Genomic DNA, 13975 nt, shown 5'->3' with positions numbered 1-13975 from the left:
GGACGATGCGCATCCTGGGCCTTGCCCTGCGCCGGCTGGCGGCCAGCCTGCCGACGCTGCTGCTGATCCTGGTCGGGCTGTTCCTGCTGTTGCAGCTGGCGCCGGGCGATACCGTGGATGCGCTGATGGCGCAGATGGGCGGCGGCGACCCGGCCATGATGGAGCAGCTCCGCTCCTTCTATGGGCTGGACGCGCCGGTGCTGGTGCAGCTCACCCGCTACCTGCTGCGGCTGGTGCAACTGGACCTCGGCTTCTCCGCCATCTACGGCAAGCCGGTTTCGGACGTGATCCTGGAGCGGCTGCCGGTGACCCTGCTGCTGATGGGCACTTCCCTCAGCTTCGCCTTCGCGGCCGGCATGGCGCTGGGCGTGGTGGCGGCGCGGCGGGCGAACCAGTGGCCGGATGCGCTGATCTCGACACTGGGGCTGATCTTCTACGCCACGCCCTCCTTCTGGTTCGGCATGATGGGCGTGGTGGTCTTCGCCATCAAACTTTCCTGGCTGCCCTCCGGCGGCTTCGAGGAGATCGGCTCCGGCAATACCGGCCTGGCGCGGGTGGCGGATATCGCCTGGCATCTGGTGCTGCCGGTGACGACGCTGGCGCTGATCTTCCTCGCCACCTACCTGCGCATCATGCGCGCCTCGATGCTGGAGGTGCTGAGCCTGGATTTCGTGCGCACCGCCCGCGCCAAGGGCCTGAGCCAGACCGGTGTGCTGATGCGCCATGTGCTGCGCAACGCGCTGCTACCGGGGCTGACGCTGATCGGCCTGCAGGCCGGCACCATGCTGGGTGGCTCGGTGGTGGTGGAAAGCGTCTTCAACCTGCCGGGGCTGGGGCGGCTGGCCTATGAATCGGTGGTGCAGCGGGATTTGAACACGCTGCTGGGCATCGTCTTCGTTTCCGCGCTTCTGGTGATCTTCGTGAATTTCGTGGTCGATCTGCTTTACGCCAAGCTCGACCCGCGCATCGTGTCGGGGCGCTGATGGGCTTTCTTCGTCGCTACCTGCGCAGCCCGGCGGCCGTGGTCGGGCTGGTGCTGCTGCTACTGGTCATCGCCATGGCCATCAGCGCACCCTGGGTCTTCCCGCGCGACCCGCTCTCGCTCGCAGGGCGGCCGCTGCAATGGCCGGGCGCCTCGCCGCGCTTCTGGCTGGGCACCGACAATACCGGGCGCGACATCGCGGCGCAGATCTTCCATGGCGCCCGCGTCTCGCTGCTGATCGGGCTGGTAGCCACCGCCATTTCCATCGCCATCGGCATCGTGGTGGGGGCCATCGCCGGCTTCTATGGCGGCTGGGTGGATGATGCGCTGATGCGCGTCACCGAAGCCTTCCAGACCCTGCCGAACTTCATTCTCCTGCTGGTGCTGGTGGCGGTCTTCGGTTCCGACATCACCACCGTCACGGTGGCCATCGGCATCGTTTCCTGGCCGCCTTCCGCGCGGCTGACGCGGGCGGAATTCCTGTCGCTGCGCTCCCGCGAATTCGTGCAGGCCTGCCGCGTGCTGGGCATGGGGGATCTCCGCATCATCTTCCGCGAGATCCTGCCCAATGCCCTGCCGCCCATCATCGTCTATGCCAGCGTCATCATGGCGGTGGCGATCCTGCTGGAAAGCGCGCTGGCCTTCCTGAACCTCTCCGACCCCAATGTGCCCTCCTGGGGCAACCTGATCGGCGCGGGCAAGGGCGTGCTGCGCGTGCAATGGTATGTCTCCGCCATCCCGGGCGTCGCCATCCTGCTGACGGTGCTGGCGGTCTCGCTGGTCGGGCAGGGGCTGAACGACGCATTGAACCCGAGGCTGAAATCCCGATGAGCCTGCTCTCCATCGAGGGGCTGACCGTCGCGCTGCCCAAGGGCGGCGACCGGCCGCACGCGCTATGCGACGTGTCCCTGCATCTGGACCCGAACGAGATCCTCTGTGTCGTGGGTGAAAGCGGCTCCGGCAAATCCATGACCGCCAGCGCCGTGATGGGCCTGCTCCCGGAGGGTGTGCAGGCCGAGGCGGGGCGCATCCTCTTCGAGGGCCGCGACCTGCTGACCATGTCGGAGCCCGAGATGCGCAAGCTGCGCGGCGCCCGCATCGGCATGGTGTTCCAGGAGCCGATGACGGCGCTGAACCCGCTGCGCACCATCGGCAGCCAGATCGCCGAGATGTTCCGCATCCACACCTCGCTCTCCTCGGCCGAGCGGGATGCGCGCGTGCTGGCGCTGCTGGAACAGGTGCGGATTCCGGAACCCGCCTCTGCCGCCAAGGCCTATCCGCACGAGCTTTCCGGCGGCCAGCGGCAGCGGGCGATGATCGCCATGGCCCTGGCGCTGGACCCGGTGCTGCTGATCTGCGACGAGCCGACCACGGCGCTGGACGTGACCACCCAGGCGCAGATCCTGGAACTGATCCGCGATTTGCAGCGGCGCACCGGCACGGCGGTGCTGTTCATCACGCATGACTTCGGCGTGGTGGCCGATATCGCCGACCGCGTGGCGGTGATGCGTTATGGCGAGGTGGTGGAGCAGGGCAGTGCCGCCGAGGTGCTGAACCACCCGCGCCACCCCTATACCCGTGCCCTGGTGGCCGCCGTGCCACCCCTGACGCCGCCCGCCGCCCAGCCGCTGGCCGATGAGCCGGTGCTGCGGGTGGAGCATCTCTCCAAGACCTACCGCAAAGCCGGCTTCTTCGGCCGCAACCGGCGCGTGACCCACGCGGTGCGGGACGTGACGCTGGACCTGCCGCGCGGCGGCACGCTGGGCATCGTGGGGGAAAGCGGCTCCGGCAAGTCCACGCTGGCGCGTTGCATCGTGCGGCTGCTGGACCCGGAGGAAGGCAGCATCCACATCGATGGCCAGGACCGCCTGGCGCTCTCCCGCGCCGAATTGCGGCGGGATGCGCGGCGCATCCAGATGGTCTTCCAGGACCCCTATGCCAGCCTCAACCCGCGCCGCAAGGTGGGGGAGCTGGTGGCGCAGGGGCCGATGGTGCATGGCACGCCGCGCGCCGAAGCCTTCGCGCGGGCGCGGGAGTTGTTCGAGCTGGTGGGGCTGGACCCGGCGGCGCTGGACCGCTTCCCGCATGAATTCTCCGGCGGGCAGCGGCAGCGCATAGGGTTGGCGCGGGCGCTGGCGATGCGGCCGGAAGTGCTGGTGGCGGATGAGCCGGTCTCAGCGCTGGATGTCTCGGTGCAGGCGCAGGTGCTGAAGCTGCTGGCGGAACTGCGGGCGCGGCTGGGCCTGTCGATGATCTTCATCACCCATGACCTGCGCGTGGCGGCGCAGCTTTGCGACCGGATCGCGGTGATGCGGCAGGGCGAGGTGGTGGAACATGGCGCCACCGCCGAGATTTTTGCTGACCCGCGGCACGAATATACCCGCGCGCTCTTCGCGGCGGTGCCGGGGCAGGGGTGGACGCCGCCGGTGGCCTATGGGGCGGAAGCAGTGGCCTGAGGTCGAGGGGGCGCCGCCGGAACCCGTGTTCCGGCGGCGCGTTCCGGTTCAGGCGGCCTGCCGCACCTGTTGGAAGGCCTGGGCGAAGTGGTCCCGCTCGGCCTGCGTCATGTGCAGACCGCGCTTGGTGCGGCGCCACAGCGCGTCGTCCGGCGTGCGCACCCATTCCTGCCGCACCATCCATTCCAGCTCGCGCTCGGTGATGCCGCCGCCTAGTTCCGCGCCGAGGTCGGCGGCGCTCCGGGCATGGCCCAGCACGGCATCCAGCTCCCCGCCATAGCAATGGAACAGGCGGCGCAGCCGCGCCGGCTCCAGGAAGGGATAGCGGCTCGTGGCATCGGCCAGGAAGGCTTCCACCGTCCGGCCACCCAGGTCGCCGCCGGGCAGCGCGGCGCCGGCGGTCCAGGCCGGGCGCGGCTGGCCCAGCGCCTCGCAGAGCTGCGTCGCCGCATCCTCCGCCAGCCGGCGGAAGGTGGTGATCTTGCCGCCGAAGACCGAGAGCAGCGGCGCCGCCGAGCGGTCCATCTTCAGCACATAGTCGCGCGTCACGGCCGAGGGGTTCTCGGCGCCGTCGTCATGCAGCGGGCGGACGCCGGAATAGGTCCAGACAATGTCCTCCGGCGTCACCGGCTTGCGGAACTGGCGGGAGACGGCGCGGCAGAGATAGGCCGCTTCCTCCGGCGTGCAGCGCGGCGGGCCGCTGGCGGGGTCGTGCGGCACGTCGGTGGTGCCGATCAGCGTGAAGCGGCCCTCATAGGGAATCACGAAGACCACACGGCGGTCGTCGTTCTGCAGGATATAGGCCTGGCTGCCCTCGTAGAGCGCCGGCACCACGATATGGCTGCCGCGCACCAGCCGGATGCGGTCCGGCGCCTGCACGCCGGTGTCTTCCAGCGCCTGCATCACCCAGGGGCCGGCGGCATTGGCGATGGCGCGGGCGCGCACCGTCTCCACCCGGCCGTCCTCACCCGTCAGCGTCACGGTCCAGCCATCGGCGGCGCGCTTGGCACTGGTGAAGGCGGTGCGGACGCGGATCTCGGCACCGCGCGCGGCGGCATCCCGCGCGTTCAGCACCACCAGCCGCGCATCCTCCACCCAGGCATCGGAATAGGCGAAGCCATGGGTGGCGGCGCCGTTCAGCGGCGCGCCCCAGGGGTGGCGGCGGAAGTCCAGCGACTCGCTGCCCGGCAGGGTCACGCGCTTGGCCAGATGGTCGTAGAGGAAGAGGCCGGCGCGCAGCATCCAGCGCGGCCGCATGTCCGGCACATGCGGCAGCACGAAGCGCATGGGCCAGACGATATGCGGCGCCAGGCGCAGCAGCACCTCGCGCTCCGCCAGGGCTTCCCGCACCAGCCGGAACTCGTAATGCTCCAGGTAGCGCAGCCCGCCATGCACCAGCTTGGAGGAGGCGGAGGAGGTGGCGCCGCCGAGGTCGCCCCGCTCCACCAGCAGCACGGAGAGGCCGCGCCCCGCCGCGTCGCGCGCGATGCCGGCGCCGTTGGCGCCGCCACCGATGACCAGCAGATCCACGCTGTCGCGCATCAGATCAGCCTCGCCCGGATGCGGGTCACCACGATCTCCGCCAACAGCACCACCGCCAGGATGGCCAGCAGCACGGTGGAAACGCGCTCCCACTGGAAGAAGTTGATGGCGTCGTCGAGCACGAGGCCGATGCCGCCGGCGCCGACCAGCCCCAGCACGGCGCTTTCACGCACGTTGATGTCCCAGCGGAACAGGGCGATGCCCCAGAAGGCCGGCTGCACCTGCGGCCAGACGCCCTTCAGCATCTCCGCGCCCCAGGGGGCGCCGGCGGCGCGCAGCGCCTCCCGCGGGCCGGGGTTGGTTTCCTCCAGCGCCTCGGCCAGCAGCTTGCCGACGAAGCCCACGGAGCGGAAGGCGATGGCGAAGACGCCCGCCGCCGCGCCAGGGCCGAAGATGGCCACGAAGAGCAGCGCCCAGACCAGCGAGTTGACCGAGCGCGAGGCCACCAGCCCGAGCTGCGCCAGCGCGTTGAGCGGCCGGATGGTGCAGATGTTGCGCGCCGCCAGCAGCGCCAGCGGCACGGCCAGCACGAAGCAGAAGACGGTGCCCAGCGTCGCGATATGCAGCGTCTCGATCAGCGCATTGTGCACTTCGGGGTAGTAGTGCGACAGGTCGGGCGGCCACATCCGCAGCAGCATGTCGCCCATCTGTTCCGGCGCATCGGCCAGGAATTCCGGGATGATGTCGATGCTGCGGATGGCCCAGACCACGGCCGCGACGCAGACCAGCCAGACCAGCCAGCGCGAGATGCGCTGGGCCGGCGTGTGGCGCTGCCATTCGCGCCGCAGCGGCGCCACGGGGTCATGAGTGATGCTGTTCATCGCAGGGCGGCCCGGACACGGCCGGAGATGATCTCGGCCAGGAAGATGAGGGCGATGATGGCGAGCAGGATGGCCGCCACGAAGTCATAGTCGAAGCGCTTGAAGGCCGCGAAAAGCGTGCCGCCGATGCCGCCGGCGCCGACGATGCCGACCAGCGTGGAATTCCGCAGGTTGCTGTCGAGCTGGTAGAGGCAGAAGCCGATGAAGCGGGAGGAGACCTGCGGCACCACCGCATAGGCCAGCACCTTCATCACATTGGCGCCGGTGGCGCGGATGGCTTCCACCTGCTTCATCGAGATTTCCTCGATGGCTTCGGCGAAAAGCTTGGCGATGAAGCCGACCGAGGCCACCACCAGCGCCGCCGTGCCCGCCAGCGCGCCGAAGCCGATGGCCTTCACGAAGAGGATGGCGACGATGACGTAGTGCAGCGAACGGCAGACCGCGATCACCGCGCGAACCGGCCCGGCGACCCAGATCGGGGAGAGGTTGCGCGCCGCCAGCACGCCGAGCGGCAGCGAGATCAGGATGCCGATGGCCGAGGCCAGCACCGCGATCTGCAGGCTCTCCAGCATGCCTTCCAGCAGCAGCTGCCAGCGCTCGAAATTCGGCGGCACCATGCGGGCGAGCAGGCGGCCGCCTTCGCCCATGCCATGGGCCACGCGGTCCCAGGTCAGGCCCAGGCGGCTGCTGGCCCAGATGGTATAGGCCGCCAGCACCAGCAGCGCCGCGCGCATCGCCCAGTTGGGGGCGAAGGCGAGGCGGCGGGTCTGGGAGGTGGTGGCGCTCACAGCCAGTCCTCGCCGCCATAGATGGCGCGCAGGTGGTGCTGCTCCAGCTCCTCCGGCGGGCCGTCGAAGATCACGCTGCCGCCGGACATGCCGATGATGCGGCGCGCATAGCGCTTGGCGAGATCCACGTTGTGGATGTTGATGATGACCGGCACGCCCTCCGCCGCCGTCAGGCGGGTGAGCAGCTCCAGCACCTCGACCGCCGTGCGGGGGTCGAGGGAGGAGGTGGGCTCGTCGGCCAGCAGGATCTCGGGGCGCTGCATCAGCGCGCGGGCGATGCCCACGCGCTGGCGCTGGCCGCCGGAGAGCGCATCGGCGCGCCGCGTCGCGTGCTCCGGCAGGCCGACGGCATCCAGCAGCATGAAGGCGCGCTGAATGTCCTCCTCGGGGTACTTGCGCAGCCAGGCGCGCCACAGGGGAACGTAGCCGAGCCTTCCGCTCAGCACGTTCTCCATCACCGTCAGGCGCTCCACCAGGTTGTATTCCTGGAACACCATGCCGATGCGCCGGCGCGCCAGCCGCAGTTCCCGCCCGCGCAGGCCGGTCAGCTCCGCGCCATGCAGGGTGATGGAGCCGCTTGTCGGCTCCACCAGGCGGTTGATGCAGCGGATCAGCGTCGACTTGCCGGTGCCGGAGGGACCGATGATGGCGGTGATCCCCTCGGCCGGCACGGCGACGTCGATGCCCTTCAGCACCGGCTTGCCAGCGGCATATTCCTTCACCAGCCCCTTGATCTGGAGCACGGTGCCGGAGGCCGGCGCAGCGGCGCGGGGCGCAGCGGTCATGGTGGCAGACATCCTGGCTTTTTCCGTTTAGCGCGCCGGGGCCGGCGTGGCGCCGGTGGGTGCGACATGGGTGGGGGCGGCGGGCTGCTGCGCCTGCGCCCGCTTGCGGGCCTCGGCTTCCAGCTCCTTGCGGCTTTCGGCGTCGAAGGCGGCGCGGTTGTAGGGGGCGTTCACCGCATCGGCGACGGCGCGCACGGGGGCCCACTGCTCAGCATAGGTCGCGGGCCAGAAGCGGTCGTTGCCGCCCAGGTCCTTGGCCATCTGCTCCGGGAAGCGATAGTCCAGGAAGCACTGGCGGATCTTCTGGGACAGTTCCGGCTTCAGGTCGCTGGCGACGGCGAAGCCGCTGGTGGGGAAGGGCTCGCTTTCCCAGATGACGCGGAAGTTCTCGCGCTTCACCTGGCCGCGCGCGACCATGCGGGTCCAGACGTCGGAGGCCACCGGCGCGGCATCGTAGTCGCCGGCATTGACGCCCATCACGCTGCGGTCATGGCCACCGGAATAGACAACCTTGTAGTCCTCGTCAGGCTTCAGGCCCAGGGCGGGGAAGAAGGCGCGCGGCGCCAGGTTGCCGGAATTGGAGGTGGCCGAGGTATGCGCCACCTGCTTGCCGCGCAGGTCCGCCAGCGTCTTGTAGGGGCTGTCGGCCCGCACGAGCATGACGACCTTGTAGCTCTCGTAGCCCTGCGCATCGCCCTTCACGGCGAAGGGCACGGCGCCGGCGAGGTTGACGGCGAAGGCCGTCGGGCCGGTGGAGAAGCCCGCCACATGCAGGCGGCCGGAGCGCATCGCCTCGACCTGCGCCGCGTTGGAGGTCACCTGGAAATACACGGCGCGCTTGCCGGTGCATTGCGACAGGTAATCCAGGAAGGGCTTGAACTGGCTGGCATAGAGCGCCGGGTCTTCCACCGGGGTATAGGTGAAGACGATGGTGGAGGGGTCGCGCAGCTTGGACGGGTCGGTCGGCGCATCGGCCACCATGTCGCGGTTGGCGTCGCAATAGGCTTCGTCCAGCGCGCCACGGAAGGCGCAGGCCGCCGCCTGGGCGGCGGCGGGCTGGGTGGCCATGGCGCCCAGGCTCAGGGCCAGCGCGGTGCCAGCGAGAAACAGGGTCTTCATGCGGCGTTTTCCTCTGCAGTGGCGCCCCGCGCCTTCAGCAGCGCTTGGGCGAATTCGGCGAAGCCCGCGCCGCCCTCGGCGCGGGTGATGTAGGCGGGCGGCGTCGCCATGTCGGCCAGGAAGGGCGCGACATTGGCCACGCCGACCGAGCAGGCGACGGCGGCGAAGAGCGGCGCGTCATTGGCGCTGTCGCCGGCGAAGGCGACCGTGTCCCGCACATCGGCGAAGGGCTGGAAGCGGGCGGCGAACAGCGCCTCAATGCCAGCGCGCTTGTCCCAGCCGCCGATCCAGGCATTGACGTGGATGGAGGAGACCTTGGCCTCCGCCCCGCCGGCGCGGAACACCTCGGCAATCCGTTCCGCCGCGTCGAGGCCGAGCGGGCCGGCGTCCTCGCAGAAATCCACCGCCACGTCGAAGAGGCGGAAGGGCTGGTCGGCGGCGATGGCACTGCCGGGAACAACGCGCAGCGCCTCGGCGGCCAGGGCATGCAGCCGGGCCTGGTTGGCCAGCCGCTCGGCCTCCGGCTGCGCCTGCCAGCGCAGCATGCGGCGGGCGCCATGGTCCAGCGCGTACCAGAGCGCCCCGTTCTCGCCCACCACGGCGGCCACCGGCCAGTGGCGCGCGATGGCGTCGCACCAGCCGGCCGGGCGGCCGGTGACGGGCACCACCGCGATGCCGGCATCGTGCAGCGCTTCCAGCGCGGCATAGGCGGCGGCGGGCAGGCGGCCATCCAGCGTCAGGGTGTCGTCGATATCGGTCAGCACCCAGCGCAGCGCGGCGAGCTGGGATGCGGGGGCGGTGGCGAGCGGACGAGGCCGTAGCGAATCTTGTGTCATATACATGTTGCACTTGCCACTTAGCTGTGTGGCAGGTCAAACATGTTTTTACAAATCTGACACAATCAGCCGCAGCCCATGCCGGCCCAGCGCGGCGGCCAACGGAACGGGCGGATGGGCCTCCGTCACAAGGTCGGTGATCTGCTCGGGCGGGCAGATCTGTTCCAGGAAGACCCGGCCGAATTTGGAAGAATCCACCAGCAGGAGCCGGCGCGGCGCCCGCTCCAGCATGGCGCGCTTGACCCAGGCGGCGCGGCTTTCCGCCTCGCAGGGGCCTTCCTCGGTGAGGCCGGAGGCGCCGATCACAGTCATGTCAACATGGAAGCGGCGCAGGAAGGCCGCCGTCTCCGGCCCGTAGAGGCCGCGTTCCACCGCGCTCAGCTCGCCCGGCGCCACCAGCACCCGCAGCGCCTCGCTGGAGCCGGCGATCAAGGCCGCATCAAGGCTGTTGGTCAGCAGCGTGGCGCGCACGCCGCGTGCCGCCAGGGCCCGTGCGAAATGGGTGGTGGTGCTGCCGGCATCCAGCATGATCACCATGCCTTCCTCCACCAGCGCGGCGCCGGCCTGACCGATGCGGGCGCGCTCGGCCACCAGCACCTGCTCGCGTTCCGACAGCCGGGGCTGGCTGGCGGGGTGCGAGACCGAGGCGCCGCCATAGGTCCGCCGCACCATGCCGCGGGCGGACAGATCCTCGATGTCGCGCCGCACCGTCTCGGTGGAGACGCCGAAATCCTCGGCCAGGGTGCTGATGCGGACGGTGGGGTCGGTGGAAAGGGCCTCTAGGATGGCGGCGTGCCGTGCCGCCTTGCCCAGTGCCTTGATGTTGCGTGGAGCCATGGGTTGCAAAGTGCCACATTGATTCGCCGCCGCAAAGCCGATCCGGCGCCAGCTTCAACTCGGGCGTGCAGCAGGCTCCGCACCAAAAGGTGCGGACCATGCGGCATTCCATCCCTGGCCCAACGGAACTATGGATGACGCCTTCTCTGGCCCCGCGAGTTCCGATGTCTGCAGATCAAGCCGCCGCGTCCCAGCTTCCGCACGATGCCCTCGATGGTCTTGGGGACCGTCTGGACCGGGCCGTGCTTGACGTGGCAGCAAAGATGAAGGCGCTGCAGGCCGCGATCGCCGAGCAGACCCAGCGGGCTGACGCCATGCAGCAGCAGGCGGCGGATCTTGAGCTGCAACTCGCCGTCACGGAAGCGAGGCTGGCGGTGGAGATGATGCATGCCGCCGGCCTGGCGGCGCAGGCCTCCCACATGATGGCGGTTGCCATGGAGGCCGGTGTGCCCGCGCTGTCGGAGCTGGTGGATGAACAAGAAGCCAGCGAGGCGGGGAAGAGCCGGCTGGCGCAGATCTATGAGGCTGCCTTCGATGCCAAGGCCGCCGAACTCGGCATCGAGGACCCCGCCCGCTTCCGGGAAGGCTGAAGCATAATTCCGGTACCGCAATAACATTGCTCTATTTAGATCTATAAACCTTTGATTTGTATAAAGTATATCGGAGAGTGAGGTTTTCCACTGCCTCCCACATCCCAACTTCAAGCCAAGGTGTCCCCCCACAACGCTGCTTCGGACATGGTTCCGCAGACCTTCGATCGCTAACACGCTTTCCCACAACCTCGGTCGCCTCCGGCGGTAGACCTGTTGGGGCAACCGCTGGATAGGGTGGACAGCAGACATAGACGCGCAGCACAGCAACTGCCGCTGTGCGCCCATAGCGGCTACCCGGTTGGCGCTGCATCTGCCCACAAAGCGAACATGCGCCTAGATCTCACGGTAGTTTGGGAGAGGTGTAGGTCCTATGAAGATGTGCGTTAATGGCTGAGGACGACCAGACGTGGGCTACATCTCTGATGTAGGGTGGGTGGGCTAAGCCGAGCTGGCCGCCATTGATCAGCCATTCCGCCCAGATCGGCAGATTCTCACACGGCGGATTTTCGCAGACGGCCAAAACTATACAGCGCACTGCTGACCTTCGTACAAGCGTTGTAAAGGTGACGCTCAAGTTCCTGCCTTCGACCAATTCCTTTCATCCGGAAGGCGGCTGCTGTGAAGACAGCTCAGCCAGGAAGACCCGCCGCACGCAGGGCCGCAACATAGCGCTCTGCGAACTCACGACTGCGCCAAGTCGTCAGAATGGTGTCGAGCTTGCGGGTCTGCGGTATGATGCTTTGGAAAGCCGAGACTGCCGCCTGTGCGTCTGCCACCCGTCCGGCCAGCATCAGACTGGCGATCAGCACACGATGCCCTGCCCCCCAGGTGGGTCCCCGTTGCACAGAACGTTCACCCCACGGGATAGCCGCTGCCAGATTGTCTGCAATCAGGTGCGCCATGCCGATGCCGGACATCATGTAGGGCATTTCGGGATCGAGCGGGCTGAGGCGCATAGCCCGCTCGAAGAGCGGGATTGCGCTCTCCGGCAGGCAGGCATGATTGTGAGCCCAAGCCGCGCTGTTGAGGACCTGGGCGGAGTTCGGATTCAGTACCAGGGCGCGTCGGACCGCGGCCAGCCCAGCCTCGAAATCATGCGCGAGATAGCCAATCGCATTGCCGGACAGCCGTAGGGTGCTCGGGTCGTCCCTAGCCTCGGCAAGCGCCTCGCGCGCCATGCGTATTCCTTCCGCCCACTCATCGGGGCCGGACCAGCCTTGGACCTTCCGGTGGATATGGGCCAGCCCGAGTTGACCTTTTGCCAGAGCGAAATTCGGGTCCAGCGCGATGGCTTGGTGAAGCAGGGCAAGTGCGGCATCGCTCCCGGCACGCTCGTTGCTGTAGAAGTGCGGCAAAGCCCGCAGGTAGAGGTCGTAAGCATCAAGGCTGTCGGTCGGCTTCGTGGCCGAGTGCCCGATCTCCGCTGCCTTCAGGTTCGGCTCGATTGCCCCGGCGACCGCCTCCGCCACCCGGTCCTGCAGTTCGAAGATATTCTCCAGGGCGCCATCGAATCGCTCGACCCAGAGGTTATGCGCCGTCCGTGCCTCCGCGAGTTGGGCACTGATGCGCACGCGGCTACCAGCCTTGCGAACGCTACCCTGTAGCACATAGCGTACGCCGAGCTCACGCCCGACCTGCCGCAGGTCCACCGTTCTCCCCTTGTAGGTGAAGGCCGAATTGCGGGCGATCACGAAGAACCAGCGGATCTGGGTCAGCGCCGTGGTCAGCTCCTCGGTCATGCCATCGGCGAAGTAGTCCTGCTCCGCCTCCCCGCTCAGGTTGGCAAAAGGCAGCACCACAAGGGATGGCCAGTTCGGCAACGCCGGAGCGGACCTTCCCTCGAAGAACGCCGCAGCGGCGGCCGGGACACCGGGATGGTCTGCCCACGGCGCCGCAGGTGGCGCGGGCCCGCGGGTGACCTCCGCTTCCAGCAGGTAGCCGCGCCTCGGCATGGTCTGCAGGATCTTCGCACCCTGTTCCCCAAGGGCGCGACGGACCTCCATGATGCACTGGGTGATGTTGTCTTCCGTCACGATCACGTCGGACCAGACCGCCTGCATCAGCTCGTCGCGGGAAACCAGGCGCCCGGCGTTCTCCAGCAGGTAGCGCAGCACATCGAAGGACTTCGGGCGCAGCACCAGGATACTACCGCTCTGCTGTCGGAGGCAGCCGCGGTCCAGGTCCATTTGAAAATCCGCGAACGAGAGCAGGGAAGGCCGTTCGCCTCGCATCGCTCAAGCTCCTCGCCTGCGGTGCCAGCCATGGCACAGGCACTCGCGGGACTATAGCCGAAACTGGAGACAAGTTTCGCCCGCATTTCGTTCCGATCTCAGTACATGACAACCCCAGCCGGGTACCTCTTGGCCACGCCGAGCCTGTAACCACCCTGCAAAACTGCTTCTCGGCGCCCCTGCACGGCGGCTCACATGCCGCCCAACCAAAGTCCGCTTCGCGAAACAACCAAAGTGACCCTGTGACACCGAACCAAGAGGAAACGACCATGACCAAGATCCGGAGCCTTTTCGGCGCCCTGGCCCTGACCATCTCGGCAGGGATGGCGCAGGCGCAGATGCTGACCACCACCGGCAACGGCGAGAGCTTCGCCATGCATTACGGGCCGGGTCATGTCGGCAACATCGTTGGCGGCGGTCCCGTCACGCTGACCGGCGGGGCCCAGGATGGGCTGATCCTGTACCAGGATCCGTCCTTCGCGCAGCGGCGGGCGGGCATCGCCAGGGACATGGGCGGCGAAAGCCCGCTGGTCTACCTGCCGGAAGCTCCGGTATCCACGATGATGACCGCGCGCTGACTGAGTTAGCAGACCTTCCACACGAAGGAGCGCCAGCACTCGCTGGCGCTTGCTTCATGAAACCGGGTGACGCTCTGGCGTGCATCGTCATCTTCACGAGAAGCCAGATCAAGTGCTACCGCAGGCACTCCAAGCCCAGGAAGGTTTCTGTAACTACCTTCATCGCTTCGGGCGGCCATAGAGTCTGCCTCTCCGTTACGGGCCCTGAAGCGGCCTGTCCGCTGTCGGCCATACCACGCTATCCAGATTGTCGTCGGCAAGGTCCGCTTTGGGTCGGGTGCGGCGATAGCCGCTAGGCCGGGGCCGTCGCTGCTCCGGGTGGAGAGCGGACCTAGGCTCAGGACTCCTTGATCCAGAAGAGGACGGTGGCGGCGAGGCAGATGGCGGACATGAAGGTGTGGGCGCAG

The 13975-nt window shown here is 68.2% G+C and carries 13 protein-coding genes; 5 read left to right on the top strand and 8 right to left on the bottom strand.

The window, feature by feature from the left end:
• Window positions 1–5: 5 nt before the first annotated feature.
• From EBE87_RS03025 to EBE87_RS03015, 3 genes are read left to right on the top strand one after another with little or no spacing between them, the layout of a single operon-like run.
• Window positions 6–983 (top strand): ABC transporter permease, encoded by a 978-nt coding sequence (locus EBE87_RS03025; RefSeq protein WP_120638736.1) that lies wholly within the window; start codon window positions 6–8, stop codon window positions 981–983.
• Entirely contained in the window at window positions 983–1813 is an 831-nt protein-coding gene (locus tag EBE87_RS03020) for an ABC transporter permease (protein WP_120638735.1), read from the top strand. Before EBE87_RS03025 ends, EBE87_RS03020 begins: the two co-directional genes overlap by 1 nt.
• Complete coding sequence (locus tag EBE87_RS03015; RefSeq protein ID WP_120638734.1) at window positions 1810–3438, top strand: ABC transporter ATP-binding protein; 1629 nt, start codon at window positions 1810–1812, stop codon at window positions 3436–3438. Before EBE87_RS03020 ends, EBE87_RS03015 begins: the two co-directional genes overlap by 4 nt.
• Window positions 3439–3486: 48 nt before the next feature.
• On the opposite strand, the gene glpD is transcribed toward EBE87_RS03015, so the two are convergent.
• From glpD to EBE87_RS02980, 7 genes are read right to left on the bottom strand one after another with little or no spacing between them, the layout of a single operon-like run.
• Window positions 3487–4980, bottom strand: coding sequence for a glycerol-3-phosphate dehydrogenase (gene glpD, locus EBE87_RS03010; protein ID WP_120638733.1), 1494 nt, complete (start codon window positions 4978–4980; stop codon window positions 3487–3489).
• The gene (phnE, locus tag EBE87_RS03005) at window positions 4980–5801 is read right to left on the bottom strand and encodes a phosphonate ABC transporter, permease protein PhnE (RefSeq protein ID WP_120638732.1); all 822 of its coding nucleotides are present in this window, start codon (window positions 5799–5801) and stop codon (window positions 4980–4982) included. The genes glpD and phnE (EBE87_RS03005) overlap by 1 nt, the downstream gene beginning before the upstream one ends.
• Window positions 5798–6589, bottom strand: coding sequence for a phosphonate ABC transporter, permease protein PhnE (gene phnE, locus EBE87_RS03000; RefSeq protein WP_120638731.1), 792 nt, complete (start codon window positions 6587–6589; stop codon window positions 5798–5800). Before phnE (EBE87_RS03000) ends, phnE (EBE87_RS03005) begins: the two co-directional genes overlap by 4 nt.
• Complete coding sequence (gene phnC, locus EBE87_RS02995; protein WP_456316279.1) at window positions 6586–7374, bottom strand: phosphonate ABC transporter ATP-binding protein; 789 nt, start codon at window positions 7372–7374, stop codon at window positions 6586–6588. Before phnC ends, phnE (EBE87_RS03000) begins: the two co-directional genes overlap by 4 nt.
• Window positions 7375–7401: 27 nt before the next feature.
• Window positions 7402–8493 (bottom strand): phosphate/phosphite/phosphonate ABC transporter substrate-binding protein, encoded by a 1092-nt coding sequence (gene phnD, locus EBE87_RS02990; protein ID WP_120638729.1) that lies wholly within the window; start codon window positions 8491–8493, stop codon window positions 7402–7404.
• On the bottom strand, window positions 8490–9335 hold the full coding sequence (locus EBE87_RS02985) for an HAD family hydrolase (protein WP_120638728.1): 846 nt from the start codon (window positions 9333–9335) through the stop codon (window positions 8490–8492). Before EBE87_RS02985 ends, phnD begins: the two co-directional genes overlap by 4 nt.
• A gap of 42 nt (window positions 9336–9377) precedes the next feature.
• Window positions 9378–10166, bottom strand: a complete 789-nt coding sequence (locus EBE87_RS02980) for a DeoR/GlpR family DNA-binding transcription regulator (protein WP_120638727.1) — start codon at window positions 10164–10166, stop codon at window positions 9378–9380.
• A 263-nt stretch (window positions 10167–10429) separates the two neighbouring features.
• Here EBE87_RS02980 and EBE87_RS02975 point away from each other — a divergent pair, with 263 nt between their 5' ends.
• Entirely contained in the window at window positions 10430–10756 is a 327-nt protein-coding gene (locus EBE87_RS02975) for a hypothetical protein (protein ID WP_120638726.1), read from the top strand.
• Window positions 10757–11388: 632 nt separating this feature from the next.
• On the opposite strand, the gene EBE87_RS02970 is transcribed toward EBE87_RS02975, so the two are convergent.
• Window positions 11389–12945: a winged helix-turn-helix domain-containing protein gene (locus EBE87_RS02970; protein WP_158600899.1), complete on the bottom strand. Its 1557-nt coding sequence runs from the start codon at window positions 12943–12945 to the stop codon at window positions 11389–11391.
• 314 nt (window positions 12946–13259) lie between these two features.
• Here EBE87_RS02970 and EBE87_RS02965 point away from each other — a divergent pair, with 314 nt between their 5' ends.
• Window positions 13260–13568, top strand: coding sequence for a hypothetical protein (locus EBE87_RS02965; protein WP_120638724.1), 309 nt, complete (start codon window positions 13260–13262; stop codon window positions 13566–13568).
• The last annotated feature ends 407 nt before the right edge of the window (window positions 13569–13975 follow it).

Origin of the sequence: Teichococcus wenyumeiae, from assembly GCF_003696345.1 — a bacterium.
GTDB classification, from domain to species: Bacteria; Pseudomonadota; Alphaproteobacteria; order Acetobacterales; family Acetobacteraceae; genus Pseudoroseomonas; species Pseudoroseomonas wenyumeiae.
Note: the sequence above shows the minus strand (reverse complement) of the source record. Positions and strands in the feature narration are given on the sequence as shown.

Coding starts and splice junctions, on each gene's coding strand:
- EBE87_RS03025 (WP_120638736.1), top strand. CDS start 6: ATGCGCATCCTGGGCCTTGCCCTGCGCCGGCTGGCGGCCAGCCTGCCG.
- EBE87_RS03020 (WP_120638735.1), top strand. CDS start 983: ATGGGCTTTCTTCGTCGCTACCTGCGCAGCCCGGCGGCCGTGGTCGGG.
- EBE87_RS03015 (WP_120638734.1), top strand. CDS start 1,810: ATGAGCCTGCTCTCCATCGAGGGGCTGACCGTCGCGCTGCCCAAGGGC.
- glpD (WP_120638733.1), bottom strand. CDS start 4,980: ATGCGCGACAGCGTGGATCTGCTGGTCATCGGTGGCGGCGCCAACGGC.
- phnE (WP_120638732.1), bottom strand. CDS start 5,801: ATGAACAGCATCACTCATGACCCCGTGGCGCCGCTGCGGCGCGAATGG.
- phnC (WP_456316279.1), bottom strand. CDS start 7,374: ATGACCGCTGCGCCCCGCGCCGCTGCGCCGGCCTCCGGCACCGTGCTC.
- phnD (WP_120638729.1), bottom strand. CDS start 8,493: ATGAAGACCCTGTTTCTCGCTGGCACCGCGCTGGCCCTGAGCCTGGGC.
- EBE87_RS02985 (WP_120638728.1), bottom strand. CDS start 9,335: ATGTATATGACACAAGATTCGCTACGGCCTCGTCCGCTCGCCACCGCC.
- EBE87_RS02980 (WP_120638727.1), bottom strand. CDS start 10,166: ATGGCTCCACGCAACATCAAGGCACTGGGCAAGGCGGCACGGCACGCC.
- EBE87_RS02975 (WP_120638726.1), top strand. CDS start 10,430: ATGAAGGCGCTGCAGGCCGCGATCGCCGAGCAGACCCAGCGGGCTGAC.
- EBE87_RS02970 (WP_158600899.1), bottom strand. CDS start 12,945: ATGGACCTGGACCGCGGCTGCCTCCGACAGCAGAGCGGTAGTATCCTG.
- EBE87_RS02965 (WP_120638724.1), top strand. CDS start 13,260: ATGACCAAGATCCGGAGCCTTTTCGGCGCCCTGGCCCTGACCATCTCG.